The sequence below is a fragment of the Vibrio parahaemolyticus genome, from assembly GCF_900460535.1.
In the GTDB taxonomy this organism is placed as follows: Bacteria; Pseudomonadota; Gammaproteobacteria; order Enterobacterales; family Vibrionaceae; genus Vibrio; species Vibrio parahaemolyticus.
In genome coordinates this window covers 2122614-2147364 of sequence record NZ_UHIL01000001.1, presented here as the reverse complement: position 1 = coordinate 2147364, position 24751 = coordinate 2122614, and the positions used below count along the sequence as shown (strand labels likewise).

Sequence of the window (24751 nt, the reverse complement as noted above, 5' to 3'; positions counted from 1 at the left end):
ATTTAAGAGTGATTCACAACGCTTGGCATTTTTCATTCTATCTTTGAGTGCGGTGTTTACGGTGGTAGGGTTAAGTTTCGTGGTTACGTTGTTCACACCTTAATGCGGCGTTAGGTTTTCGGAGTCACATGAAGAAAATTCTGTTTATTTTGTGTACGTTGATGTCAGGAGTAGTAATGTCTGAGGGTTTGTTTTTAAGCTCATATAACGAAGTGTCCGAACGTTATGCAATTCTCGATGAGTTTGAAGAGTCTGGGGTGCTTTACCTAACTAAGCCTCAAACTCAAAAGCCAGAAAGAGATGCTGTGGCGTACATACAGTACGCACCTGTTTCCGAGGAATCTTGGAAGCAGAAAATGAGAGCAGGGGAACCGCCACAATTACACCAAGGGCTAGTTTCCAAAACAGCAATTATTGAGAAGACAGTAGAGCAAGATTTTAGCTTTCAATGGTCGGCTGATGGTAATTCAGTAGCCTTACTATATAGAAGCGTTCCCATAGCTTTCGTTACTAAAAGCGAAAAGTATGGTTTTAGCAAAGCGGTTGTATCAGATTCGCCAGTTGTTTCAGTCTGGAATTCAGAGAAGTTTAGTGAACTATTTGAGTAAAAACCTAACAAAGCATTTAAGAGTGATTCTCAACGCTTGGCAGTTTCGCTTCGCTCAAGTATAGCCAAGCGTCGCTCACACCTTAATGCGGCGTTAGGGCTCTATATCAAAAATGTGAGCCTTGTTGCATTTGTCTTCTTGAGTTTTTCATTTTTACCCTCATTTTATTTATGGAATAAGACATAAGGTAAATCCATGCAAATCGCCCATTCAACTAAACTTCAAATGCACTACTATCTTGAGAACGGCTCTCATAGTATGGATGCAATTGCTCGTAATAAATGCGAGTCTGAAGTTCTTGCAATAGTCCAAGAAATAGCCAAAGTACTTAACACTCAAATAGTCATTGAAGCTGAAGCTTGGAAAGAGGGTGGGCTCAGAGATATCTGGGCATTTACTAATGCAAATGCAGCCGTGATTTCAGTAATCGTAAGCATTGCTGGTATTGTTATATCACGTATCCCCACGACTGATCCGGAACTAGAGCAACTTCAGAAAGAAGATCTAAAGCTCAGTATTTTGGAGCGTCGTATAAACTTAGCAAAGCTGCAAAAGGAAGTAGAAGAAGACAAAGTTACCCAAGATACAGTCGAGAAAGTTGCTTCACTTGTTGATACTAATTACAAAGTAGTTACCCGTAAGTCTAATTTTTATAAGCAACTAAATAACACTCCAAAAATTACTAAGGTTGGCATTAATGGCTTGGATAAAGAGGGAGAGGAAGCTTTTAAAGAAGCAATGGTTCAACGTAGCGATTTTAAACGTTTTATTCTTCACTCAAATTCATTGCCAGTCCAAATCGAAGATAATGCTGTCATAGAAATTATATCTCCGGTTCTCCGTAAGGGGAGACACAAATGGAAAGGTATTTATAAAGGCGAAAGCATTAGCTTCTCCATGAACGATCAAGACTTTAAGCGTGATGTTTTATCTGAGCAAATCAGCTTTACTCATGGCGCTGTTATTAAGTGTGTTTTGCACATACATCGAAAACTAGACGAGGTTGGAGATGTCGTAGTTACTGGTTATTCTGTCGATACGGTAATTGAAAACGGTCAAGAAAGCGTTTTTCAAGAGACAATGCAGGGCAAAAAGTACCGCCATCAAAAAGCATTAAAAGACGCCCAGCAAGATTTATTTGCTAGCAATTAGACGAGCCCTAACAAACTGTTTAAGAGTGATTCGCAACGCGTGGCATTTTTGCTATGCGTTGCGTGTAGTGTTTAAGGTGGTATGCGGTAGCTTCGGTATTGCGTTGCTCACACCTTAACAGGGCGTTATGTGTTTCTTGGAGGTAATCTATGACAATTCCTAAATTAAACGAAGATAAGTTTAAATGTTTACACTGTGGTGTTCTGTCTCAACAGCGCTGGTTCAGCAGGCAAACTGTTACAAGAATAACGTCTGCTATTTTAGAACACTCTTATTTGGATGCTCGCTCGTCTATTTCTGAGTATACGGAGCGCGATTTACAAAGCTTTATGGAACGTTATAAAAATGACTTAGCGAGAAATTTGAGACAATATGTTCCAGACAACTTCTCAATCTCTATGTGTGCTAGTTGTAATGCAGAGACTCTATGGGTAAATGATAAAGTCGTATTTCCAGTAGCTAACTCCATCCCAGAGCCTAACAACGACCTAAATGAAGATATAAAATCAATTTATTTGGAAGCTGCATCCATATTGAACAATTCACCCAAAGGTGCCTCTGCTCTGCTACGTCTTGCTCTACAAATGCTTTTAAAGCAAGTCGGTAAATCAGGTAAAAATATCAACGATGATATAAAAGGTTTGGTTTCGGACGGATTGAGTCCCAAGATTCAGCAAGCTTTAGATATTCTACGAGTAGTAGGCAACAACGCAGTACATCCGGGCGCTATTGATTTCCAAGATAGTACGGATGTTGCTTTGAAACTTTTTCAGATTCTTAATTACATTGCAGAAGAGCTAATTACTAAACCAAAGGAACTGGAAAGTTTGTATAACGATATCATTCCGGACGAAACTAAAAGACACATTGAGCAACGTGATCGTAAAAACACATAACAAACTGTTTAAGAGTGATTCGCAACGCGTGGCATTTTTACTATGCGTTGATTTTAGTGATTAAGGTGGTATGCGGCGGCTCTGGTATTGCGTTGCTCACACCTTAACAGGGCGTTAGGGCGCAAGGAGTAAAATGATGATTCATCACATAGATCATATTGTTCTCACAGTCTCCGACATAGAAAAATCAGTGGACTTTTATAAACGGGTTTTGTGCATGGAAGAAGTAACTTTTGCCAATGGCCGTAAGGCAGTAACGTTCGGAAATCAAAAGATTAACTTTCAGCTTCTTGGTCAAGAACCACGAAATGTAGCTAATGTTGGTTCAGGTGATGTTTGCTTAGTTTCAGATTGGCCGTTGACATCAGTGGTAAATCATTTAGTCAAAGAAAATGTCAAAATCATTGAGGGTCCAGTCGAAAAATCAGGAGCTGTTGGTGCAATCCAATCGGTCTATTTTTTGGATCTTGATAAAAACTTAATAGAAGTCAGCGTGTATCAATAGGCTCTGCGCCCTAACAAACTGTTCAAGAGGGATTCGCAACGCGTGGCATTTTCACTATGCGTTGTTTTTAGTGTTTAAGGTGGTGTGCGGAAGCATCGGTATTGCGCTGCTCACCCCTTAACAGGGCGTTAGTTGCCAACGAGGAAAAACGTACTTAAAGCAGAGTGTTTAGGGCTGATATCCGTGTGTGTTGTAACTAGGTTTTCGTATTTCAACTTCTATATTTTCGGTTTATGAAAATCGTGCGTTGTTTTTTTTGTGGTTGGATTTTCTATTTCAGAAACCGATTTATATGTTGAAAGTTAGCTGTGTAACATTGTCTGCCCAAAGGAACTTTTTGGTGTTGTTAGCCCGTTTTCTACGGCGTTGTGTGTTCCAAGTGGTTTCAGTGACAGTCGCTTTGAAACTGCGCCTAATTTAAGTTTTTCAAAACACGTAAAGTTCGTGTTGGTAAAGCTGCAATTAACTTCAAATCAAAGCGTTAGGCTTGGCAACTAACAAAGCATTCAAGAGGGACAGTCAACGCGTGGCGAGTTTGGTTTAAATCTTGGTAACTGTGTTTACGGTGTTAAATTGAAGTTTGGTGGTAGCGCGTTGCTGCCCCTTAATGCGGCGTTATGTTTCCGAGTACCCCACGTTTAGTAGACAGTTTCAAGGAGGAAATTTGAAAGCACTCTCTGTGGTTCAGCCTTGGGGCAGCTTGATTGCCAAAGGCACTAAGTCTCTTGAAATTAGGTCATGGAGTCCTGAAAAGTTACCAATGCAGGATATTGCACTGGTTCAAAATGACGTACGACTTACAGCTAACGGGCAAGAAGATCCAAATGGAATTGTAGTTGCAATCATTGATATTGTCGGTTGCAGAGCTTGGGAGCGTTCTGATTGTGAAAATTCAGGGTGTGATGAATCCGAGTTTGAAGAGGGTTGGTTAGCTTGGGAAATCACTAATGTCAGAGAACTCAATCGCCCTATCCCTGCAACAGCCAAGCGCGGTTTCTATGAGTTAACAAAAGCAGAAAGTGACTTAGTCCACCTTGCGTCAGAAACATAACAAGGCGTTCAAGAGGGACAGTCAACGCGTGGCGACTTTGGCTTAACTCTTGGCATTTGTGTTTACGGTGGTAAATTGAAGTTTGGTGGTGGCGCGTTGCTGCCCCTTAACGCGGCGTTATGTGAATGGAGCTCATCTTGAAAATATCAGTCGTCAAAAGTGGTGAAATTGAGGCGTATGAAGCGTCACTTAATGCACATCTAAACTCAGTTTTTGGTCAAGATTCTACAGTCAATTTTAACCAAGAATTCGTTTGTGCAGTTCTAATTGAAGGCGACAGTCAGATTGTTGCTACCGGCTTTGCTTATAGCCGGTTAATGTCACAGGGCTCCATCAACTTCAAAGCGGGCATAGTTGGCGGTATAGCAGTTGCAGCAAATAAGCGTGGTCTGGGTTTAGCCAAGGTTATCGTAAAAGAACTGGATAAATACTTGATGTCTTTTGGTGTAACTCATTCTTTTCTCTTCGCTTATGAGCCAGATGTATATCGAAGTTCAGGGTATTCAGAGTTAGTTTGTCCTATTCATTACTACGATATACAGCAGAAAAATTGGAACGAGTTTGTCTACCGTGGAGGCATGGTTAAGACTTACAATGTTGGTCACGCTCTAAGCAATAAAATCATTGAGTTTAATGGTTGTGTGTATTGAGCGCGCTGGAAAAATTCACATAACAAGGCGTTCAAGAGGGATTCATGCCGCGTGGCATTTTTGGTATGCGGCGAGTTTTGGTGGTGAAAGAGGTGTGCTGAAAGTTGGTTTAAGCGGCATTCACCCCTTAACGCAGCGTTAGCAGTTTGGAGAAGTTATGAAGTATCTCATTTTTGTTTTTTCGTTAATATCATTTACTAGTCAAGCTAGTTGCTATGTTGTAGGCGACCTAAAAGGCTTTTCTACACGTCAAATTGAAAGTTTCGAAATAGGTAAAGATGGCATTTCATCACAAAAATTCATTGTTGAGTTTAAAGGTGATGAAAGTAGCGTTTCTCCAAATGACATGAGTTGTTTTCAAGCGGGCGCGGCTACATTAATCTGCGCTGATGTTGGTAATAGTGGCGAATCTACGATAGAAACTTGGGCTGTGTATCCAGATTCAGGAAAGGCTGTATATACAAAGTCCATCAATGGTTTTGGAAGTTTTAATGGGGCAAACATGTTCGTAGGTAACATCAAGGGGCGCTGCGACTAAACTGCTAACAAATTGTTCAAGAGGGATTCGCAACGCGTGGCATTTTCACTATGCGTTGATTTTAGTGATTAAGGTGTTATGCGGCGGCATCGGTATTGCGTTGCTCACCCCTTAACAAGGCGTTATAAGCAATTATGAGATTACGAGAGTGAAATATAAGATTCTTTTAGTTTTGTTTCTTGGTTTGACTGTTGGATTCAATGTGCAAGCTAAGATCTGTAAAAAAGGGCAACCATGCGGGAATTCATGTATATCATGGAAGAAAACTTGTCGCATTGGGACGTACTCCTCGAAGAGTTACTCGCCATCTAAATCCGCGACTAGTGCAAAGTCACCTAAATATAAATCGCAAAATAAATTGAGTGCAGGTGATTACGAAGTTACTGCTACTAAACTAAATGTCCGTGATAACCCATTTAGTTCAAAAGAGGTCGTAGGTACTTTAAGTAAAGGTCAAAGGGTGTATGTACATTCATTTGTTAGTGATTGGGCAATGATTCGCTACAAGTCGTCTTTTTATTGGGTTAGTAAAAAGTACCTCAAACGAATGAGTTAAAATTGCTTATAACAAACTGTTTAAGAGTGATTCGCAACGCGTGGCATTTTTGCTATACGTTGGTTTAAGTGTTTAAGGTGGTATGCGGTAGCATCGGTATTGCGTTGCTCACACCTTAACAGGGCGTTAGTTTGCAAGAGGAAAAACGCGCCTATATCGCAAGATCTAGTGGTAAAAGCTTAAAGTCGAAATTGTCTTATCGGCATTCAATTTCAGTGTTAACTTGCGTGGTGTAAACTCAAAATTGGTATCGTTTCAACGGTTGATTTGTTCTTTGGTGCGGAGACTTTTGGGTTAACTGAGTTGAACTTTTTTGCTGAAACTCTGCTCGTTGAGCTTGTTGGTATAAAAGCCGATCTACTCGCTGAAATGACGCTTTCTTTGGTGTGGCAAGTTCCACGTGGTTTCAGTGACTTTGTTGAAAGTCCGCATTGTGAGATTGGTTTTCCAAAAGCGCTTTTTGGTGTTGTGAGTTCGTTTTCTGCGGCGTTGTTTGTTCCAAGTGGTTTCATTGACTAGCTGCTTTGAGACTAAGCCTGACTTAAGTGCATCAAAGCACATAATGCTTGTTGTTTGCAAAGTTTAAAATAACGTAAAATCAACGCTTTGGGTTTGCAAACTAACAAACTGCTCAAGAGGGATTCGCAACGCGTGGCATTTTTACTATGCATTGATTTTAGTGATTAAGGTGGTTTGCGGCGGCTTTTTGTATTGCGTTGCTCACCCCTTAGCAGGGCGTTATGTGCAGGAGGTTAAATGAACAGATATGGTGATGTTGCTATAGAAGCTACTCACATAGCTCAAACTGGAGTCTGTCCAGTTGAAGCTTGGAATACAGCTGCAGAAAAAGAGTTCAAGAATAATGTCGCTTCTATCAAAAAAAGTTGTCCCAAAAACGCTTTTCTAGGTTTAGCTGAAAGTGGCTTTGTCGTTGGTGTGTCCAAAGGAAGTTATACAAAATCAGTTTTAAATAAACAGTATGCTTTAGAGGCAGTAAGGCTGTTAAACGAAAATCCAGGCATGCAAAATGACATCAAAAAACTCTGGGTTCAGTCATGTGGATCTGAGTCTAAAGTACATAATAGCCAAATGGATGTTGTTGTGGCACTGTGGTCTCGAGGGCTGCTGGAATAAGCACATAACAAACTGTTCAAGAGGGATTCGCAACGCGTGGCATTTTTACTTTGCGTTGGCTTAAGTGATTAAGGTGGTATGCGGCAGCTTCGGTATTGCGTTGCTCACCCCTTAACAGGGCGTTAGGCGTCATTAAAGATCGAGGGAACAAATGATCTCAATAGAACAATATAATGTTAAAAGGGAATATGAAGCTAACTTGCTCAGTGTTAAACCTGAACAGAGTGAATTTACGGTGGGTAACATTAATGAAGTTGTTTCATCGTTAAAGGAATATGAGCATCCTCATTTGATTATTAATAACGGCGAAGTTGCTGGTTTTTTCCTTCTTGATTTGTCATATACAGAAACTTATGGTTTCAGCAACTCCAAAGCTTTAGGTGTTCGAGCGCTTCTAGTCGACCAGCGTTTTCAAGGTCAGGGTGTAGCGACTAAAGCAATTAACTTGTTGCCTTCTTATGTCGTTAACAATTATCCAGATTTTCAAGTTCTTCAATTAACGGTAAATTGCCGTAATAAAGTAGCGTATAACTGCTACTGTAAATGTGGTTTTGAGGATACAGGGGAGTTGTACCTTGGTGGTCCGGTTGGTCCTCAACATGTAATGCAGCGAAAAGTCGCCTAACAAACAGTTCAAGAGGGATTCAGCACGCGTGGCATTTTTGGTGTGCGTTTGATTTCGGTGTTGAAGTGCTATGCGGCGGCTTGGTCATTGCGTGCTTCACCCCTTAACTGGGCGTTATTTCCGCAACGGATCTCTCAGGCTGAATGTACGTGGTTGTAGCCTAAGAGTGAAAGTGGCGGGGCAATAGGGTGGAAAAGCGGCGAAAAGGGCGAATATTGGTCATTTCCATGCTAGCCTTAAAGCGCTTTAAGCGCACCTTAATATGGCGCAGCAATTAAAGAGTGACGCTAAAGCGATTTAAGGTAGTGAGCTGCCAAATACTTCGGCTTCGATTTTTGCCTGCATACCGAAAATTTCTCGTCATATCAAAAGATTAGGCGTAAACATAGCCGACTTTAGTTGCGGAATAACAAGACGTTCAAGGCGATTCGAAACGCATTGGGGTTTTAGTGCCCAAATAGGCACGGATTTATCAGAGTTTATTTTAGGTTAGGGTGCATGTGCGTCTCTCACACCTTAACTGCGCGTTATGTTGTCAAAGATTAAGTATGAAGATTTTAATAGTATTTATAGCGACATTATTGTCTGGTTGCGCTGGTTTAATTGAAAGTGCTAGTTCCCCAAACTATCAAGAACACAAAGCTCGGGACAGTGTATCGCCTAGGAATCATAAAGGTTCAAGGAAAAACAAATTAGTCGGTACTGTTGTACTCACGTTTAATATTAGTAGTCAGGGTGATGTGATTGACATAATGGTTACTGATTCTGTGCCTAAAGGAGTGTTCGATGCTGAAGCAGTGCGAATATTATCAAAACGGAAGTATGCGCCTTCCGAAAAAGGGGAAACTGGCCCTAAAAAAGCTAAGTTCGAGTTTAAAATTTGACACATAACAAACTGCTCAAGAGGGATTCGCAACGCGTGGCATTTTTGCTATGCGTTGACTTTAGTGATTAAGGTGGTTTACGGCGACTTTTGTATTGCGTTGCTCACCCCTTAGCAGGGCGTTAGAAGCCACTCAAACTTAGGTAACTTAAAATGGCAATGGAATTATTTGTAGTTTTGGCATTAGAAACTTTGCCAAACACTTCTCAAATGAATGAACTGGCAGAGAAGGTATCGATTCCGATAGTTTATGAAGCTGGTATCGAGCTTCGAGATATTAAGGGGTATCTGCCAGCCAAAGTGGCGGGTAGAAAGTCAGGTTTGGAAATTCATACATCTGCATATGACACAGCCTCAATCAAATTGTCTTCTTTTGACGCACAGCAATATCAACAACCGGTGTTAGTTACTCTGAGGTGGGGAGGTGATTTCTCTGAAATGACATCAGCTCTTTCAACAGCGTATCTATTATCCGAGGGCTATAGTGCTACGACTTTTGAGCCCCAAAAAAATACGTATTTGAGCACTGCGGAACTGAAAACAAGTGTTTTTTCAATGCTAGATACTGCGAAGTGATGGCTTCTAACAAATTGTTCAAGAGTGATTCGGCACGCGTGGCATTTTTACTATGCGTTAGTTTTAGTGGTTAAGGTGGAATGCGGAGGCTTCGGTATTGCGTGCCTCACACCTTAACAAGGCGTTATGCCTCTCGAGTCCCCCATGTTTAGTAGACACTTTATTAAGTTAGAGCTAGGGTCTATCTAAAAGTGATATATGGAAAGTAGGGGAGATTATGAAAGGAATAGTTGTTCGCTGGGTTGATGACAGAGGTTTTGGGTTCATAAATTCCGAAGAACTTGATGGAGATATCTTTGTTCATGTCTCCAAGTTCAAAAAGGGTTATCGACGTCCACAAATAGGTGACCAAGTCGAGTTTCAATTGGTAAACAATGCTCCAAAATTAAGTGCATCGACGGCACAGTTGCTCGGTGTAGAGCCCAACAAAGTCAATCCATTTTCAATGTTATTGTCCGCAGTGTTTATTTGCATTGTTGGTGCGGGATTCTATCTATTCGGTATAGAGCCGACATTAAATCCAGAATATGAAAACACGGGTTTTAGTTGCCAAGGTAAAACTTACTGTAGTGAGATGGTATCGTGCAACGAAGCTAAGTTTTATCTATCAAACTGTCCTAATGTCAAAATAGACGGTGACAACGATGGTATACCGTGTGAAAGCCAGTTTTGCGGCAACTGGTAGTATCGGCATAACAAACTGTTCAAGAGGGATTCGCAACGCGTGGCATTTTCATTATGCGTTGGTTTAAGTGATTAAGGTGGTAGCGGCGGCTTCGGTATTGCGTTGCTCACCCCTTAACAGGGCGTTAGCTTACTCTCTAAAAATCAGTATTTTATAGCAAATGTTTAGTGCCGAACTAAATCGAAATATCGTGCTCTGGCAATGTTTTATCTTATACTCGTTTTGTTCCTAACTAAGCTATATCGGTTATCGGTTATCGGTTATCGGTTTGATATCAAGGCGGGTCAAATTCAAGTATCGCCTCGTTAGGTGTAAGTGACAAAGTCCTCGTGTGAAATCAGCAATTCAAATGTCAGCTTTTGTGTGTGAAGTTCCGTGAGTCTCCACGCTCGGCAGTTTTGGTTTAGTTCAAGGTAATTCAAAGCTCAAACCTGTAAATTCGGCTCAGTTGTCTGTCTCAAGTTCATACTTGATAGCGTAGTAGGTCAGTTTTTTGGTATACAATGGCTTGCATGAATTAAGCTAACAAGGCGTTCAAGAGGGACAGTCAACGCGTGGCGAATTTGACTCAAATCTTGGCAGTTGTGTTTACGGTGGTAAATTGAAGTTTGGCGGTAGCACGTTGCTGCCCCTTAACGCGGCGTTAGTTGCCAACGAGGAAAAACGTATCCAAAACAGAATGTTTAGGGCTAATGTCCATGTGTTTTTGACTAGGTTTAGCAATTCGGTTTTGAGTCATTTGGGTTTGCAAAAATCGCGCTTTGGTTTCTTTGGCTGTTAACTTTTCTGTTTCAGAAATCGATTTACTTGCTGAAAGTAAGTTCTGATACATTGTGTGCTAAAAAGCGCTTGTTGGTGTGGTTAATCCGTTTTCTACGGTGTTGTTTGTTCTAAGTGGTTTCAGTAACAGGCGCTTTGAAACTGAGCCTGATTTGAGTTTTTCAAAGTACATAAAGCTAGCGTTGGCAAAGCGGTAATTAACTTCAAATTAAAGCTTTAGGTTTGGCAACTAACAAAGCATTCAAGAGGGATTCACAACGCTTGGCAGTTTTGGTTTGAATTAGCTTTAGTGGTTACGGCACAATGGTTTAGGTAGGGTGGTGGCGTTGTTCACCCCTTAATGCGGCGTTATGGCGCAGGGCAAAATTCAGCTAAGGGAACTAGATGAGTGATAAAGTTAAAGTAGCCTTACAGTGGCTCAAAGAGATCTTGGATGCAGAGGTTGTGGAGTATCAAATAGTAGGTGGATTAGCGGCAACTATTCATGGTGGAAGTCGGGAAATCGCAGATATAGATCTTTACATTCGAAACTCAGACGCAGACAAAGTGCTATCGCATGTAGCAAAATACATATCCAAACCGTTAACTCATTATGCCGAATATGGTTGGGATCTAGAGTATTTCCAATTGGTTTACCAAAATCAAAAAATTGAAATCGGTTTGTCTGAACATACTAAGATACAATCACGTCAAGATGGCTCTTGGCACCAGCTTGAAATCTACTTTTCAGAATCAGTTATTAAAGATTATCAAGGTATCGAGTTGCCAGTTATCCCAGTTCATCGTTTAGTCGAGTACAAGCGGATATTGGGCAGGGAAGTTGACCAAATTGACATACAAGAGCTAACGTTGAGTGGAGCGCCATAACAAACAATTTAAGAGTGATTCAGCACGCGTGGCATTTTTGTTATGCGGTGGTTTCTGTGTTGAAGTACCATGCAGCAGCATAGGTATTGCGTACTTCACACCTTAATTGGGCGTTATGCCTTTTGGGAGAAATACATGTCAATTCCAAAACATTCTGAGTTGTTTGATTATGCCAAAGGGGCTTATTTCGCTGATAGCTTTTCACGCAAAATCCCTAACAATAACCAAACCGCACTCGATGTCTATCTTGAAATCGCGAAACAAACGCCAGCGTGGGTTTCATTCTTAATGGTAACGAGAAATCGCATCGTATCAATGCTTGGTTTAAAGCACTTAGGCCGACTTCAGGATGCTATGTCAGCGGGAAATGTAGCAAACATTAGCGTTGGTGAGAGAATCGGTATTTTCACGTTACACAGCAATAGTGATACTGAAATTGTCTTAGAGGACAGTGACAAACATCTTGATGTAAGAGTGTCGTTTTTATTGGACGTAGTTGGCGATAAAATCACAGTACACGCAACCACGGTGGTGCATGTACATAACATGTTTGGCAAAGTGTACATGTTTTTTGTTGCTCCAGTTCACAAGCTCATTGTCCCTAGTTCTTTGAAAACGTTGGCACAGGCATAACAAAGCGTTTAAGGCGGATTCACAACGCTTGGCGATCTTAGCTCAAGTTGAGTTTAGTGTTTAAGGTACATTGGCTTAGGTTTGGTGGTTGGCGTTGTTCACCACTTAACGCGGCGTTATGTTGCTATAGCTATCAAAAGGACATTGGGATGAGTTGTGGAAAGTGTTCTGAATTAGTCAGGGAGATTCGAAATCCCCAAAAGTTAACGGAATCGATACTTCTTTTAAGAACAAACACAGACAAGGGAAATCTCAAATATTTAGGGTTTGGATCTTATGGCCAGCCTTTTTCCCAAATAGCTAATGGGAAAAATTGGGGCGATTTCGTAAGCAATTACTTTGTTTGCAAGCTTTGTGGGCAAGTAATACATCTTCGCGCTGAAACTTATCATGGTAGTGGCGGTAAAATTACTGCTGTTGAATCGATTTTAGGTAAATTGTATATCGATGAGTTCGCAACATAACAAAGCGTTTAAGGCGGATTCACAACGCTTGGCATTTTTAGTTTGAATCAACTTTAGTGTTTACGGAACAATGAGTTAGGTCGGGTGGTCGCGTTGTTCACCACTTAACGCGGCGTTAGGCTAATCAGGGAGATAAAAATGTCACTTTGGGTTTTGGTTCCGCTTTCATTTTTCCAGCTTGGAGTAGGTAGCATTATTGGTTTTGGGCTTATATTTCTCTCAGGTATAGATCGGGGAGAGAAGCTTTCTGAATTCAACAATAATGTTTGTGTAGCGCTATGGTTTCTATATGTCTTTTCGGTGTTCACGAGTTTCGGACTAGTAATTTATTTTTACTTAATTGATAGCCAAGCATCGTATTATCTATGGTATTTAACGCAATGGGTGGTATTGGCCGTTCTTGTAGGCTACTGGCGAATAGCGAGCGTAAAATTAGCCTAACAAACAGTTCAAGAGGGATTCACAACGCGTGGCATTTTTACTATGCGTTGGTTTTAGTGTTTAAGGCGGTATGCAGCGGCTTCGGTATTGCGTTGTTCACCCCTTAACTGGGCGTTAGCCATCAAGGAGGAAACCTAGTTGTATCAGTTACGATATTGGAATTTACTGAAAGAACTTAAAGCGCAAATTGCATACCTTCACGGGTACGCGGCAAAGGATGAATGGACAGATAAAGCTTTGAGTATATTCATGGCTATTGCGTCATCAGCAAGTATTGCTACCTGGGCTCTTTGGAAAGAGCATCAAATGGTATGGGCTTGCATAATTGCTTTGTCACAGGTGATCACTGCAATTAAACCATTTTTGCCGTATCGAAAACGCTTAAAAGCAGTGTCTGAGCTAAATAATCAAGTTCAAGCTATCTTCCTAGAAGCTGAGACTATTTGGTACAAAGTATCAGAGGGCTTGTTAACTGAAGAAGAAATTCATGAAGAAACAGTTCGTTTAAAAGGTCGTATCTTATCGGCTGAAAGGGCAAGTTTGAATGGTATTGTTTTACCGCGAAAGAACAAACTAAAAGCAGCCGCTGAAAATGCAGCAGATGAATATTTCACTGAAAACTATCTTGGAGCGTAAACATGTCAGATAAACCTCAAGGTAAAGGTCGAGTCATTGTACCAAATACAGGACGTAATCTACCTAATATGAAAGTTGGAACACCAATGCCCCCTGTAAAACCGCCCAAGTCATCCGGAGGTGGTAAGAAAGATGGCTAACAAACTGTTTAAGAGTGATTCGCAACGCGTGGCATTTTTGCTATGCGTTGCGTTTAGTGTTTAAGGTGGTATGCGGGGGCTTCGGTATTGCGTTGCTCACACCTTAACAGGGCGTTATGCCTTTTGGGAGAAATACATGTCAATTCCAAAACATTCTGAGTTGTTTGATTATGCCGAAGGGGCTTATTTCGCTGATAGCTTTTCACGCGAAATCCCTAACAATAACCAAACCGCGCTCGATGTCTATCTTGAAATCGCGAAACAAACGCCAGCGTGGGTTTCATTCTTAATGGCAACGAGAAATCGCATCGTATCAATGCTTGGTTTAAAGCACTTAGGTCGACTTCAGGATGCTATGTCAGCGGGAAATGTAGCAAACATTAGCGTTGGTGAGAGAATCGGTATTTTCACGTTACACAGCAATAGTGATACTGAAATTGTCTTAGAGGACAGTGACAAACATCTTGATGTAAGAGTGTCGTTTTTACTGGACGTAGTTGGCGATAAAATCACAGTACACGCCACTACGGTGGTGCATGTACATAACATGTTTGGCAAAGTGTACATGTTTTTTGTTGCTCCAGTTCACAAGCTCATCGTCCCTAGTTCTTTGAAAACGTTGGCACAGGCATAACAAAGCGTTTAAGAGTGATTCTCAACGCTCGGCATTTTCGGTTTGTATCGGCTTTAGTGTTTTCGGCACAATGGTTTAGGTTAGGTGGTCGCGTTGTTCACACCTTAACGCGGCGTTAGGCGCAGAGTGGAAAATGGAACTACAGCAGATAAATAAAACACAACTTCAGCAATTGATCGCTGAGGCAACCGATATAGAAATTGAGTTTTGTAGTGGCTCTATTCCGCCAATACATGTACTCAATCGTTCGGTTCAATACGCTCAAAGCACCATGGCTCAAATATGGTCATTACCTTATATGATTCTGTACAAGGATCATGTTGTTGGTTTTTGTGGTTTTAAAGATGAGCCTAAAGCCGGTGAGGTGGAGATTGGATACAATGTTGCACCTCAACAACAAGGTCGAGGGATGGCAAAGTTCGCGGTTAACCAACTTTGTGACTTAGCATTCAATTCTGGTTTGGCTGAAAGTGTAGTTGCTTTGATTTCATCAGCAAATGTAGCTTCTCTCTCAGTTGTAAAAGCTAACAATTTCGTTTTTGCTGGTATCGTCGTTGATGGTGATAACGAAGAGTTGGAAAAGTGGGTGCTAAATAAAGCATTCTGCGCCCAACAAAGCGTTTAAGAGGGATTTGGCACGTGTGGCATTTTTACTATGCGTTGATTTTGGTGTTTAAGGTGCGTGCAGAAACTATTGTATTGCGTGCCTGCACCCCTTAACGCGGCGTTAGGTTTCAAGGAGAATTATGCATAAATCTGAAACAGAAGAAGAGAATAGAGTCCGTAGGTTGAAGGAGCTGGAAGGCAAGAATATCAACCATTATTCTGTTATTTTAAGTGCCTATCTGAATAGTGGGAGTGAGATAAACAAAGCTATATTGGCGATATCTTCAGCTGCACTAGCGATTTTGATAACAGCTTATCAAGATGTAAGCAATATTACATGCACCATAAAGTTACTCTTTACTATTGCTGTTGTGATGTTTTGTATAGCCATTGTATCGACACTCTTCATTTTCAACTCAAATCAAAAATATTTTGAAGCAGTGATTCGCGAAAAGTCCGAAGATAAAGCGTTAAAGAAGTTAAAGTACTACCGATTTTTTAACTATACGATGTTTGGGTTAGGTGTTCTATCCGCTACTTTATTGGCAATTACTAGCGTCTGGATTGAAACCTAACAATCTGTTTAAGAGTGATTCGCAACGCGTGGCATTTTTACTATGCGTTGGTTTTAGTGTTTAAGGTGGTATGCGGCGGCTTCGGCATTGCGTTGCTCACACCTTAACAGGGCGTTAGAATTTTGGAGGAAATAATGGCTAAATCAAAAGAACAAAAAATCAGACAAACACTGAGTCGTTATTCTGATTTATACAGTGAAAAGAAAGGTAAATCACTTTCAGGTGATTTTCTTCAGGTGAGTAAAATTTTAGAACGATTATCTGAATCAGATACTGATGCTTTTAATGCTTTGTATTGGCACATCGAGCAAGTCATAGAGCTTGAATCTATTGTTGCTGAACGTGGTAAAAGAATCAGTGTGCTGCAAAAAGGGCAACTGCAGCCTAAAGAAAAAGACAAACGAAAGGCAAAAGAAATCCAGCCTGAAAATTTTGCGTGCCAAGATTTATCTGGAAAGGACTTTCAGAAAAAAGAATTATTCCAAGCTAATTTCAATAAGTGCTTGCTTAAAAAAAACTAACTTTAGAGCCAGTAAAGCGATACTTGCTTGTTTTACTGGGGCTAATTTGGAGGGGGCCGATTTTACTGGAGCAAAACTCGATAAGGCAAACTTCTCTGGTGCAAATTTAACTAATGCTGTTTTCAAGTCAGCTAAATTAGCAGGTGCAAACTTCGACGATGCTATTCTTGATGGGGCGGTTTTTGATGGGTCAAATTATAAACAAGCCCGTGGAATAAAATTCTAACAAAGCATTTAAGAGGGACAGCCAACGCGTGGCACTTTTATTATGCGTTGGTTTTTGTGATTACGGTGTTATGCGGTAAGTTGGTGGTAACGTTGGCTGCCCCTTAATGCGGCGTTAGCACTGGGTTGGCATCAGAGGTCAAAAGTCTTGGGGTTTATTGGTTTCTTTTCTTAGCTTTACAGCTGTTCAAGTGTGCCTTTCATGTTCGCTACGGTGGCACTATATGAGTTGTTTTTGCTCTTGTTTAAGCGTTTACGGTTTCTAACTTTTTGGCTATTTATCTGGTGTGGTTTCTTTAGTGCTGAGATATTTCCGTCAAAGCTTGGTCTCTTTGACGCTGCTGTTCAAGTCCGAAGCCCAAATCCTTTGCTAATTTGAATGCGGTGAAAAAGGGCAGTTAAGCATGTTTTTCTTCTAGCTAACTTACGTTTTGAAGTTAGTTTTCAGTTTGGCAGTTGTCTGTTTGGTTTCAGTGTTTTCAGCCTTAAATTTCGTGCTATATTTCAATATCTTGGCGTATATCAAAGACTTTAATGGCAGCGTGCTAACAAACTGCTCAAGAGGGATTCGCAACGCGTGGCATTTTTACTATGCGTTTAATTTAGTGATTAAGGTGGTTTGCGGCGGCTTGGGTATTGCGTTGCTCACCCCTTAGCAGGGCGTTATACATATGGAGGTAAAGTGGAAACTTTCGGAACAATTTATGCTAAAGCAATTGACGATTTGTCTTCGAAAATATTCATCCCTGTGTTTATTAGTGCTCTATTTTCTGAGTTTTCACCGTTATTGCATCCAAAGATGGGCTTCTGGGAAATTTATGTTCCGCTTTTTGTGGTTGGTATAATGTTAGCATCATTGGTCTTGTTGTCGATTTCCTTTGCTGAGGTCTATGTAAGTGAGTTTCGAACCTACGTGGGTATGTTTTGTATGCCACTTGGAGCTATAGGGTTACTGCCACAATATTTCGATGCCATATCAGTTCCGTATACACAGGTAACCGGTTTTTCTCTGCTAGTATGGTCATTTGTTTTAGCTAATCCTTTGAGGTTTGTTCAGCAGTTATTGGATTACTAGCGACATAAAATATATGTATAACAAAGCGTTTAAGACAGATTTGCAACGCGTGGTACTTTCAGTTCAAATTGAGTTGTGTGTTTACGGTGCAATTAATTAGGTTGGGTGTAGGCGTCGCTCACTACTTAACGCGGCGTTATGCGTATTCACTCGTGTAAGGGAATAGGATTGAATAAAAACGAAATCGAGGGTATTACGCAGGTGGTTTTTCCGAAACACCAAGATGAGTTCCAACATGCAGAAGTACTTGTTGTTCTTGGTAGTTACAAAGCAACCCAATACAAGATGCCAACTGCTGTACAACTGTACAAAGAGAAAAAAGTTTCCAAGCTTCTGTTGTCAGGTGGCAACTTGGCAATAGATCGAAAGCCCGAATTTGAGTCGATGAGAGAGTATGCTTTGACTAATGGTGTTTCAGAATCGGATATTATCTTAGAGCCACATGCAAAAAATACAGTAGAGAATGCACAATTTTCCGCAGAGATTATCGTAGAAAGTGAAGTCGCGAAAAAATCAGTGGCAATACTGACAACGGCTTTCCACATAAAACGGGCAAAGCACCTATTTAAAAACGTCTTACCGCAAAGCTTGGAACTTTATGGTTGCTTTGTAAACGATAGAAGCTCTCGCAGGGATAATTGGTGGCTGACAGAGAGCGCGGTCTCACGTGTAATGCACAGTCATGAAGTAATAAAGAGTTTAGGCGTTAAACCATACGCATAACAAATTGTTCAAGAGTGATTCGGCACGCATGGCATTTTTGCTATGCGTTGGTTTTAGTGGTTAAGGTGGTATGCGGAAGCTTTGGTGTTGCGTGCCTCACACCTTAACAGGGCGTTAGTTTGCAAGAGGAAAAACGTAGCTATATCGCAAGATCTAGCGGTAAAAGCTCATGTCGTATCGGCATTTAATTTCAGTGTTAATCAGCGTGGTAAAAAAACAAAATTGGCATCGTTTCAGCGGTTGATTTGTTCTTTGGTGCTGTGACTTTTTGGGTAACTGAGTCGAACTTTTTTGCTGAAACTCTGCTCTGTGAGTTTGTTGGTACAAAAGCCGATTTACTCGCTGCAAGTTTACTCGCTGCAAGGACGTTTTCTCTGGTGTGGTAAGTTCACGTGGTTTCAGTGACTTTGTTGAAAGTCCGCATTGTGAGATTGGTTTTCCAAAAGTGCTTTTTGGTGTTGTGAGTTCGTTTTCTGCGGCGTTGTTTGTTCCAAGTGGTTTCATTGACTAGCCGCTTTGATACTACGCCTGACTTAAGTGCATCAACGTACATAAAGTTTGTTGTTCGCAAAGTTTAAAACAACGTAAAATCAACCCTTTGGGTCTGCAAACTAACAAACTGCTCAAGAGGGATTCACAACGCGTGGCATTTTTACTATGCGTTGATTTTAGTGATTAAGGTGGTTTGCAGCGGCTTCGGTATTGCGTTGTTCACCCCTTAGCAGGGCGTTAGCACTGGGTTGGCATCAAAGGTTAAAAGTTTCTGTGTTTATTGGTTTCTTTTCCTAGCTTTACACCTGATCAAATGTGCCTTTCATGTTCGCTCCGGTGGCACTATATGCCAAGTTTTCGCTTTGACCTCATCGTTTACGGTTTCTAACTTTTGGGTGATTTCTCTGGTGTGGTTTCTTTAACGCTGAGATATTTTCGTCAAAGTTAGGTTTCTTTGAAGCTGCTGTTAAAGTCCGACGCCCGTATCCTTTGCTAATTGGAAACTGGTGAAAAAGGGCAGTTAAGCATGTTTTTCTTCTAGCCAACTTACGTCTTGAAGCTAATTTTAAGTTTGGCAGATTTCCGTTTAGCTTCAGTGTTTTTAGCCAACATTTTCGTGTTATATTTCAATATCTTGGCGTATATCAAAAGCTTTAAGGGCAGCGTGCTAACAAACAGTTCAAGAGGGATTCAGCACGCGTGGCATTTTTGGTATGCGGTTGGTTTAATGTTGAAGTGCCATGCAGTAACTTAGTTATTGCGTGCTTCACCCCTTAACTGGGCGTTATGTTTCCGAGGATATGTATGGCGTTACCAAAATTTGTGATTGAAACGATGTATAACCAAATCCCGCTCAAAATTAATTGGGTTCAATTTGAGCTTAGGCTTATTAACAGTGGGGTTTCTAGAAGGGTTTCGTCGTATCTAGTAGAGAGTATTAAAGACTGTAGTAATACGACTAAGATCAATATTCAAAACTTAATAGAATTTATTGATTTGTTTTGTTATGACAAAGATATTTCTTGCGGAGATACTTGTTCTTTGATTAACAGGCTGTTTCGAGAATCTATATTGTTAGAAAAAAATCTAACCTTACTTCTAGCGAGGTATAGCTCAGACCCTGTTGGTATAGCCAACTTGTTAGATTGGTTCCAATTGGATAAGGAACAAGCTAATGAAATGGTTAAGCTTATGTATACGTATTAAGTGAAAACATAACAATAAATTTAAGAGTGATTCACAACGCTCGGCGCTTTCACTTCAAGCCAGTTTAGTGATTATGGCACAATGGTTTAGGTAAGGTGGTAGCGTTGTTCACACCTTAATTTGGCGTTATGTTCTTGGAGGTTTATGGAAAACTTCAAAATTAGCAGAATCCACACGAAGTTAGGTATTTTCCGACTATCTGTAATCCTCAACAATGAAAGTGGTATTAAAAATATCAGCTATATTTCTGCTGAATATATGGGAACTGATGGCTGGTGCGAACTTAATTTACAGTCGGAGCATACTCAAAACTTATTGAGAGACATTCAAATTGAAGTGTTGCAGCACCTAGCTTGAGCAAGTCTGTTGCATCGACCAGACGTAGTTTTGTAAATGTCAGTGGCTTCAAATAGCTACGAACATAACAAAGCGTTCAAGAGGGATTCTCAACGCTTGGCAATTTTGGTTCTAAGTTTAGCTTTTTGTGTTTATGGCACAATAATTAAGGTTTGGTGGCTTGCGTTGTTCACCCCTTAACGCGGCGTTATTTCCGCAACGGATCTCTCAGGCTGAATGTACGTGATTGTAGCCTAAGAGTGAAAGTGGCGGGGTAATAGGGTGGAAAAGCGGCGAAAAGGGCGAATATTGGTCATTTCCATGCTAGCCTTAAAGCGCTTTAAGCGCACCTTAATATGGCGCAGCAATTAAAGAGTGACGCTAAAGCGATTTAAGGTAGTGAGCTGCCAAATACTTCGGCTTCGATTTTTGCCTGCATACCGAAAATTTCTCGTCATATCAAAAGATTAGGCGTAAACATAGCCGACTTTAGTTGCGGAATAACAAGACGTTCAAGGCGATTCGAAACGCATTGGGGTTTTAGTGCCCAAATAGGCACGGATTTATCAGAGTTTATTTTAGGTTAGGGTGCATGTGCGTCTCTCACACCTTAACTGCGCGTTATATAGCTTTATGACTTTTGGTGTTTATATCCAGTCGTCTTTAGCCAACGGCGCGTAGACGGTTCTTTTGGCGCAAGGTGTGGCGAGCATTATGTTATCGAAACGTCTGTATGCAATGTCGGTTCCGTTCGTTAGGTTTTCCCTACACAAAAGCGATCTTTGTCTCTGGTAGATTTGAATCCCAGGGCGCTGGTCTTTTTGTCTACCCAATTTCGTGAACCATTTCAGGTAATTTGGCTGCGGCAAGATTCGCAGCTTGTTCAGCTTTTCTTGGGTGGTAAATTGAATCCGAAAGACAGGCTACATAACAAAGCGTTCAAGCGGGACTTGGCTCGCGTGGCATTTTTGGTTTGCAGTTTGTTTAGTGATTAAGGCGTAATGCGGTTACGTTTGTAGTGCGTGCCTACGCCCCTTAACGCGGCGTTATATGCAATAGGAGGCTTGAGTGTCAAATTTATATTGGCCGATATACAAAAATCTAGAAAAAGAAGTTGTTGAGCTTTCAAATTGGGTTCACTTCGATGATAAACAATTATTCGTGTATTCAGTTAAGATCTCAGAGTTGTTGATTCGCTGCTCTGTAGAAATCGAGTCGATTTCAAAGGATCTTTACCTCGAGAATGGTGGGGTGTTACCAGAGGAGGGCGACCTTTATTTTGATACAGACTGTCTTAAGTTTTTGGACGAAAAATGGAAACTGAGTAAGAAAGTTGTTGTTCCAAGTTCTTCAAATTTTCATTTTGAAAATGAGAGTAATAAGTTACTAACACCGTTACATAAATCTTTTAAGCGTGGTTCAAGTGGCGCGGACTGGAAAAAAGCATATCAAGCGGTTAAGCATGAACGCGTAAAAAGTTTAAGTAAAGGTAATCTAGGAAATCTACTAAGAGCTTTAGCTGCTCTGTTTATCTTGAATCTTTATTATAAAAAAGAGATCTTTTTATTAGGTAAAGATAGCAGCGGAAATACGTTTTCAGAAAGTTGTGGTTCAGATATATTTTCAGTATTAGTGCATAAACGGGCTGGTCATGATGGTAATGGAAACTACATAAAAAAAGAAGAATTTGATCAATCAATCTACTATGTTAATTGGACTAACGAAACTGGCTTGGAATTCCAAAAATCTGTATCTGAAATGAATCAGCGTGTTAGTCAGTTATTTTTGCAACATCCTAAGATTCTTGAATATATTTCACAAAATGATGCGTCAAACTATCAAGGGAATTTGGCGTGGGACGTATTAGGTCAAGATGAGTACATTCGTATATTACAACAAGCCCAAAGGGATGTTCCATTGAAGTCAGAACAATTGGAATATGAGGCAAGAGTCAATCTACAAGACGTGTAAAATTGCATATAACAAACTGTTTAAGAGTGATTCGCAACGCGTGGCATTTTCACTATGCGTTGCGTTTAGTGTTTAAGGTGGTATGCGTCGGCATCAGTATTGCGTTGCTCACACCTTAACAGGGCGTTATGGCTTAGAGGGAAATATGAAAACATCGATAGTACCAGAAGAATTTAGGCATTACTTTGATGATTGGCATTTTTCGCCAGTAATTGAAACTGATGGCACTGTATATTTGTCAGGCGTTACAGCTGCTCGCAAGGATAAGCAAATAAGTACGAACCCAGAAGAACAGTTCCATGATGCTTTTTACAAGCTCGGGGTTTACCTTAATGCGGTAGGGTTAACTTACGACGATATCCTCGAGATGACGACATTCCACATTGACTTAAAAAAGCACATAGATGTGTTTTCAAAAGTAAAAGATGAATATGTTAAAAAGCCTTATCCTGCTTGGTCAGCTATTGGAGTGTCAGAATTTATCCCAGAGAACGCACTTGTTGAAATGAGAATAGTGGCTAAACGTTAGTATCGCCATAACAAAGCGTTTAAGAGCGATTCCGCAACGCGTGCCAGTTTCGCTTCGCTCAAGTTTGGCACGCATTACGTCACACCTTAACGCGGCGTTAGCACAGGGGTGGCATCAGCGGTCAAAAGTTTTGGTGTTTATTGGTTTCTTTTCCTCGCTTTACACCTGACCAAATGTGCCTTTCAGGTTCGCTCCGGTGGCACTAGATGTGAAGTTTTCTCTTTGAGTTTATCGTTTACGGTTTCTAACTTTCGGGCTATTTCTCTGGCGTGGTTTCTTTGGAACTGAGAGATTTTCGGCAAAACAAGCGTTTCTTTGACGCTGTTGTTCAAGTTCGAAGTCCGTATTCTTTGCTAATTTGGAAGCGGTGAAGAAGGGCAGTTAAGCATGTTTTTTTTCTAGCTAACTTACGTCTTGATGTTTGTTTTTAGTTTGGCAGTTGTCTGTTTTGCTCTCGTGTTTTAAACCATATTTTCGTGCTATATTTCAATATGTTGGCATGTACCAAAGGCTTTAATGGCAGCGTGCTAACAAACAATTCAAGAGGGATTCGTAACGCGTGGCATTTTTGTTATGCGGCAATTTTAGTGATTAAGGCGGTTTGCAGCGGCATCGGTGTTGCGTTACTCACCCCTTAATTGGGCGTTATGTGCTTTCTCGGAAAATCATAAAATAGCGTACAATCAGCGTTTTGAAATAGCGGAAATTGTCATGTCTAAAACTGTTCAGCAGCAAATTGGAAACATCGCTCTAGTCGTTGAAAATTACGACGATGCTATTGAGTTCTATACTCAAAAACTTCAATTCACATTGGTTGAAGATACTGACTTAGGTGGTGGTAAACGCTGGGTTCAAGTTTCTCCTCCAAATTCCAGTGGTACGAACCTGCTTTTGGCTCAAGCGAGTACACCAGAACAAATGCAAGCAGTAGGGAATCAAACGGGTGGTCGTGTGTTCTTGTTCTTACAAACTAACGATTTCTGGCGAGACTACGAATTAATGAAGACAAATGGCATTGTATTTAATGAAGAGCCACGAGTTGAAGAATACGGGACAGTGGTGGTATTCCAAGATCTCTATGGTAACAAATGGGATTTACTGCAACTGAACAGAGCAACCAAGTAGCATGCACATAACAAAGCGTTCAAGAGGGATTCTCAACGCTTGGCGGTTTTGGCTCAAAGTTTAGTTTTTGTGTTTATGGCACAATGGTTTAAGTTGGGTGGTATAGCGTTGTTCACCCCTTAACGCGGCGTTATACAAACGGAGGTAACTGTGAGTTTAGAAGAACTTAATCTTGAAAATCTTCCCCTTCAAAATGAACTGGTTAGATCTGCTTGTTCTGCGTTTATTTCCGAAGACAATGTGGTTGCCGCAGTGTTATTAGGCTCATTGGCTGCAGGTAAGGGTGACCGAGTATCTGACGCTGACATTTTGATTCTTACCCAAAATGAATTTCATAAGTCCACACAAGAGTGCTTCTTGGCTTTTGAGCGTGGTAAAGAAATTTTCTATCGTAATCAAGGCTTTCATAACGAGAATGCTTACTTTACAAAGTACATTTTTACGGATTTAACCAGCACAGAGATTCATTGCCTAGATCTAAGCGAACCTTTTGATATCTCTAGACCTTTCAAAGTGCTATTTGATAAAGCAGGTGCGGTGGAGTCACGATTAACCGATGCTCCAGCGCCAAAGCATGAAGACTTTCCTGCATATACAAATGGTGACCAAGGCTTAATCTGGGAACTTTTGGAGTGTATAAAGTGGTTAAGCCGGGGTAAAAATGAACTAGCCAAATCTTACCTTAAGAAGTTGGCGGATAAGCTGTAACAGTTTGTATAACAAAGCGTTTAAGACGGATTCACAACGCTTGGCATTTTCAGTTTGATTCAACTTTAGTGTTTACGGCACAATGGTTAGGTTTGGTGGGCGCGTTGTTCACCACTTAACGCGGCGTTATGTAACTTCATGATTAGTCAGTTTCAAAACTATATAATTTCAATCATAAAGTTTTCTTCTCTTTTTTACATGAGGT

At 40.8% G+C, this 24751-nt stretch carries 33 protein-coding genes; all 33 read left to right on the top strand.

Annotated features, from left to right (window positions below; all coding sequences use genetic code 11):
- Positions 1-128: 128 nt before the first annotated feature.
- The 33 genes from DYB02_RS11105 to DYB02_RS10805 all read left to right on the top strand — a co-directional run bounded on the left by DYB02_RS11105 (position 129) and on the right by DYB02_RS10805 (position 24546).
- A complete protein-coding gene (locus DYB02_RS11105) occupies positions 129-608 on the top strand; it encodes a hypothetical protein (RefSeq protein WP_225868802.1) in 480 nt (159 codons plus the stop codon).
- A 195-nt stretch (positions 609-803) separates the two neighbouring features.
- Entirely contained in the window at positions 804-1760 is a 957-nt protein-coding gene (locus tag DYB02_RS11100) for a hypothetical protein (protein WP_029807210.1), read from the top strand.
- A gap of 149 nt (positions 1761-1909) precedes the next feature.
- Positions 1910-2656: a DUF4145 domain-containing protein gene (locus DYB02_RS11090; protein WP_029807239.1), complete on the top strand. Its 747-nt coding sequence runs from the start codon at positions 1910-1912 to the stop codon at positions 2654-2656.
- Between the two features lie 136 nt (positions 2657-2792).
- Positions 2793-3161 carry a VOC family protein gene (locus DYB02_RS11080; protein ID WP_017449638.1) on the top strand — a complete coding sequence of 123 codons (369 nt, stop codon included), beginning with the start codon at positions 2793-2795 and terminating at the stop codon, positions 3159-3161.
- Positions 3162-3825: 664 nt separating this feature from the next.
- Positions 3826-4212 (top strand): ASCH domain-containing protein, encoded by a 387-nt coding sequence (locus DYB02_RS11065; protein WP_029807053.1) that lies wholly within the window; start codon positions 3826-3828, stop codon positions 4210-4212.
- Between the two features lie 137 nt (positions 4213-4349).
- Positions 4350-4862 carry a GNAT family N-acetyltransferase gene (locus tag DYB02_RS11060; RefSeq protein WP_031822894.1) on the top strand — a complete coding sequence of 171 codons (513 nt, stop codon included), beginning with the start codon at positions 4350-4352 and terminating at the stop codon, positions 4860-4862.
- A gap of 157 nt (positions 4863-5019) precedes the next feature.
- Entirely contained in the window at positions 5020-5400 is a 381-nt protein-coding gene (locus DYB02_RS11050; protein ID WP_017039289.1) for a hypothetical protein, read from the top strand.
- A 148-nt stretch (positions 5401-5548) separates the two neighbouring features.
- Complete coding sequence (locus tag DYB02_RS26115) at positions 5549-5956, top strand: SH3 domain-containing protein (RefSeq protein ID WP_115224154.1); 408 nt, start codon at positions 5549-5551, stop codon at positions 5954-5956.
- Between the two features lie 303 nt (positions 5957-6259).
- Complete coding sequence (locus tag DYB02_RS25735) at positions 6260-6475, top strand: hypothetical protein (protein WP_172401954.1); 216 nt, start codon at positions 6260-6262, stop codon at positions 6473-6475.
- 237 nt (positions 6476-6712) lie between these two features.
- The gene (locus tag DYB02_RS11020) at positions 6713-7090 is read left to right on the top strand and encodes a DUF6979 family protein (RefSeq protein WP_029807319.1); all 378 of its coding nucleotides are present in this window, start codon (positions 6713-6715) and stop codon (positions 7088-7090) included.
- A 151-nt stretch (positions 7091-7241) separates the two neighbouring features.
- Positions 7242-7715, top strand: a complete 474-nt coding sequence (locus DYB02_RS11015) for a GNAT family N-acetyltransferase (RefSeq protein ID WP_029807254.1) — start codon at positions 7242-7244, stop codon at positions 7713-7715.
- A 548-nt stretch (positions 7716-8263) separates the two neighbouring features.
- Positions 8264-8599: a TonB family protein gene (locus DYB02_RS11005; RefSeq protein ID WP_005378535.1), complete on the top strand. Its 336-nt coding sequence runs from the start codon at positions 8264-8266 to the stop codon at positions 8597-8599.
- A 152-nt stretch (positions 8600-8751) separates the two neighbouring features.
- A complete protein-coding gene (locus DYB02_RS10995; RefSeq protein ID WP_029807323.1) occupies positions 8752-9174 on the top strand; it encodes a hypothetical protein in 423 nt (140 codons plus the stop codon).
- A 217-nt stretch (positions 9175-9391) separates the two neighbouring features.
- Positions 9392-9859, top strand: a complete 468-nt coding sequence (locus DYB02_RS10985; protein ID WP_029807252.1) for a cold shock domain-containing protein — start codon at positions 9392-9394, stop codon at positions 9857-9859.
- A 1164-nt stretch (positions 9860-11023) separates the two neighbouring features.
- Positions 11024-11506, top strand: a complete 483-nt coding sequence (locus tag DYB02_RS10975) for a hypothetical protein (protein WP_015296910.1) — start codon at positions 11024-11026, stop codon at positions 11504-11506.
- A gap of 135 nt (positions 11507-11641) precedes the next feature.
- Positions 11642-12139 carry a DUF2867 domain-containing protein gene (locus tag DYB02_RS10965; protein ID WP_047022986.1) on the top strand — a complete coding sequence of 166 codons (498 nt, stop codon included), beginning with the start codon at positions 11642-11644 and terminating at the stop codon, positions 12137-12139.
- A 149-nt stretch (positions 12140-12288) separates the two neighbouring features.
- On the top strand, positions 12289-12603 hold the full coding sequence (locus DYB02_RS10960) for a hypothetical protein (RefSeq protein WP_029862726.1): 315 nt from the start codon (positions 12289-12291) through the stop codon (positions 12601-12603).
- A 138-nt stretch (positions 12604-12741) separates the two neighbouring features.
- Positions 12742-13044: a hypothetical protein gene (locus tag DYB02_RS10955; RefSeq protein WP_024699549.1), complete on the top strand. Its 303-nt coding sequence runs from the start codon at positions 12742-12744 to the stop codon at positions 13042-13044.
- A 138-nt stretch (positions 13045-13182) separates the two neighbouring features.
- The gene (locus DYB02_RS10945) at positions 13183-13680 is read left to right on the top strand and encodes a hypothetical protein (protein ID WP_049874847.1); all 498 of its coding nucleotides are present in this window, start codon (positions 13183-13185) and stop codon (positions 13678-13680) included.
- 2 nt (positions 13681-13682) lie between these two features.
- Positions 13683-13820: a hypothetical protein gene (locus DYB02_RS25725; protein WP_154216439.1), complete on the top strand. Its 138-nt coding sequence runs from the start codon at positions 13683-13685 to the stop codon at positions 13818-13820.
- 136 nt (positions 13821-13956) lie between these two features.
- Entirely contained in the window at positions 13957-14454 is a 498-nt protein-coding gene (locus DYB02_RS10935; RefSeq protein WP_029863388.1) for a DUF2867 domain-containing protein, read from the top strand.
- A gap of 133 nt (positions 14455-14587) precedes the next feature.
- The gene (locus DYB02_RS10925; protein ID WP_029862712.1) at positions 14588-15079 is read left to right on the top strand and encodes a GNAT family N-acetyltransferase; all 492 of its coding nucleotides are present in this window, start codon (positions 14588-14590) and stop codon (positions 15077-15079) included.
- Positions 15080-15200: 121 nt separating this feature from the next.
- Positions 15201-15635, top strand: a complete 435-nt coding sequence (locus DYB02_RS10915) for a hypothetical protein (protein ID WP_025787444.1) — start codon at positions 15201-15203, stop codon at positions 15633-15635.
- 134 nt (positions 15636-15769) lie between these two features.
- Positions 15770-16156: a hypothetical protein gene (locus DYB02_RS25845; RefSeq protein ID WP_025441768.1), complete on the top strand. Its 387-nt coding sequence runs from the start codon at positions 15770-15772 to the stop codon at positions 16154-16156.
- Positions 16068-16382 carry a pentapeptide repeat-containing protein gene (locus DYB02_RS26105; RefSeq protein ID WP_200867533.1) on the top strand — a complete coding sequence of 105 codons (315 nt, stop codon included), beginning with the start codon at positions 16068-16070 and terminating at the stop codon, positions 16380-16382. Before DYB02_RS25845 ends, DYB02_RS26105 begins: the two co-directional genes overlap by 89 nt.
- Before the next feature lie 681 nt (positions 16383-17063).
- Positions 17064-17456, top strand: a complete 393-nt coding sequence (locus DYB02_RS10885) for a hypothetical protein (protein ID WP_029862668.1) — start codon at positions 17064-17066, stop codon at positions 17454-17456.
- Positions 17457-17624: 168 nt separating this feature from the next.
- Positions 17625-18179, top strand: coding sequence for a YdcF family protein (locus DYB02_RS10875; protein WP_047022984.1), 555 nt, complete (start codon positions 17625-17627; stop codon positions 18177-18179).
- Between the two features lie 1296 nt (positions 18180-19475).
- A complete protein-coding gene (locus DYB02_RS10855) occupies positions 19476-19877 on the top strand; it encodes a hypothetical protein (RefSeq protein ID WP_029862768.1) in 402 nt (133 codons plus the stop codon).
- A gap of 144 nt (positions 19878-20021) precedes the next feature.
- Positions 20022-20234 (top strand): hypothetical protein, encoded by a 213-nt coding sequence (locus DYB02_RS10850; RefSeq protein ID WP_047022985.1) that lies wholly within the window; start codon positions 20022-20024, stop codon positions 20232-20234.
- 1047 nt (positions 20235-21281) lie between these two features.
- A complete protein-coding gene (locus tag DYB02_RS10840) occupies positions 21282-22184 on the top strand; it encodes a hypothetical protein (RefSeq protein WP_049884690.1) in 903 nt (300 codons plus the stop codon).
- A gap of 145 nt (positions 22185-22329) precedes the next feature.
- Entirely contained in the window at positions 22330-22713 is a 384-nt protein-coding gene (locus DYB02_RS10830; protein ID WP_029862628.1) for a RidA family protein, read from the top strand.
- Between the two features lie 711 nt (positions 22714-23424).
- Positions 23425-23838 (top strand): VOC family protein, encoded by a 414-nt coding sequence (locus DYB02_RS10810; protein WP_005483188.1) that lies wholly within the window; start codon positions 23425-23427, stop codon positions 23836-23838.
- Positions 23839-23988: 150 nt separating this feature from the next.
- On the top strand, positions 23989-24546 hold the full coding sequence (locus DYB02_RS10805) for a nucleotidyltransferase domain-containing protein (RefSeq protein WP_029862606.1): 558 nt from the start codon (positions 23989-23991) through the stop codon (positions 24544-24546).
- Positions 24547-24751: the final 205 nt, after the last annotated feature.

Coding starts and splice junctions, on each gene's coding strand:
- DYB02_RS10855 (WP_029862768.1), top strand. CDS start 19,476: ATGGCGTTACCAAAATTTGTGATTGAAACGATGTATAACCAAATCCCG.
- DYB02_RS10830 (WP_029862628.1), top strand. CDS start 22,330: ATGAAAACATCGATAGTACCAGAAGAATTTAGGCATTACTTTGATGAT.
- DYB02_RS10960 (WP_029862726.1), top strand. CDS start 12,289: ATGAGTTGTGGAAAGTGTTCTGAATTAGTCAGGGAGATTCGAAATCCC.
- DYB02_RS25725 (WP_154216439.1), top strand. CDS start 13,683: ATGTCAGATAAACCTCAAGGTAAAGGTCGAGTCATTGTACCAAATACA.
- DYB02_RS11100 (WP_029807210.1), top strand. CDS start 804: ATGCAAATCGCCCATTCAACTAAACTTCAAATGCACTACTATCTTGAG.
- DYB02_RS10995 (WP_029807323.1), top strand. CDS start 8,752: ATGGCAATGGAATTATTTGTAGTTTTGGCATTAGAAACTTTGCCAAAC.
- DYB02_RS10810 (WP_005483188.1), top strand. CDS start 23,425: ATGTCTAAAACTGTTCAGCAGCAAATTGGAAACATCGCTCTAGTCGTT.
- DYB02_RS11090 (WP_029807239.1), top strand. CDS start 1,910: ATGACAATTCCTAAATTAAACGAAGATAAGTTTAAATGTTTACACTGT.
- DYB02_RS11020 (WP_029807319.1), top strand. CDS start 6,713: ATGAACAGATATGGTGATGTTGCTATAGAAGCTACTCACATAGCTCAA.
- DYB02_RS11080 (WP_017449638.1), top strand. CDS start 2,793: ATGATTCATCACATAGATCATATTGTTCTCACAGTCTCCGACATAGAA.
- DYB02_RS10850 (WP_047022985.1), top strand. CDS start 20,022: ATGGAAAACTTCAAAATTAGCAGAATCCACACGAAGTTAGGTATTTTC.
- DYB02_RS10975 (WP_015296910.1), top strand. CDS start 11,024: ATGAGTGATAAAGTTAAAGTAGCCTTACAGTGGCTCAAAGAGATCTTG.
- DYB02_RS10935 (WP_029863388.1), top strand. CDS start 13,957: ATGTCAATTCCAAAACATTCTGAGTTGTTTGATTATGCCGAAGGGGCT.
- DYB02_RS10955 (WP_024699549.1), top strand. CDS start 12,742: ATGTCACTTTGGGTTTTGGTTCCGCTTTCATTTTTCCAGCTTGGAGTA.
- DYB02_RS10985 (WP_029807252.1), top strand. CDS start 9,392: ATGAAAGGAATAGTTGTTCGCTGGGTTGATGACAGAGGTTTTGGGTTC.
- DYB02_RS11050 (WP_017039289.1), top strand. CDS start 5,020: ATGAAGTATCTCATTTTTGTTTTTTCGTTAATATCATTTACTAGTCAA.
- DYB02_RS11015 (WP_029807254.1), top strand. CDS start 7,242: ATGATCTCAATAGAACAATATAATGTTAAAAGGGAATATGAAGCTAAC.
- DYB02_RS10925 (WP_029862712.1), top strand. CDS start 14,588: ATGGAACTACAGCAGATAAATAAAACACAACTTCAGCAATTGATCGCT.
- DYB02_RS10965 (WP_047022986.1), top strand. CDS start 11,642: ATGTCAATTCCAAAACATTCTGAGTTGTTTGATTATGCCAAAGGGGCT.
- DYB02_RS11105 (WP_225868802.1), top strand. CDS start 129: ATGAAGAAAATTCTGTTTATTTTGTGTACGTTGATGTCAGGAGTAGTA.
- DYB02_RS10915 (WP_025787444.1), top strand. CDS start 15,201: ATGCATAAATCTGAAACAGAAGAAGAGAATAGAGTCCGTAGGTTGAAG.
- DYB02_RS25845 (WP_025441768.1), top strand. CDS start 15,770: ATGGCTAAATCAAAAGAACAAAAAATCAGACAAACACTGAGTCGTTAT.
- DYB02_RS11005 (WP_005378535.1), top strand. CDS start 8,264: ATGAAGATTTTAATAGTATTTATAGCGACATTATTGTCTGGTTGCGCT.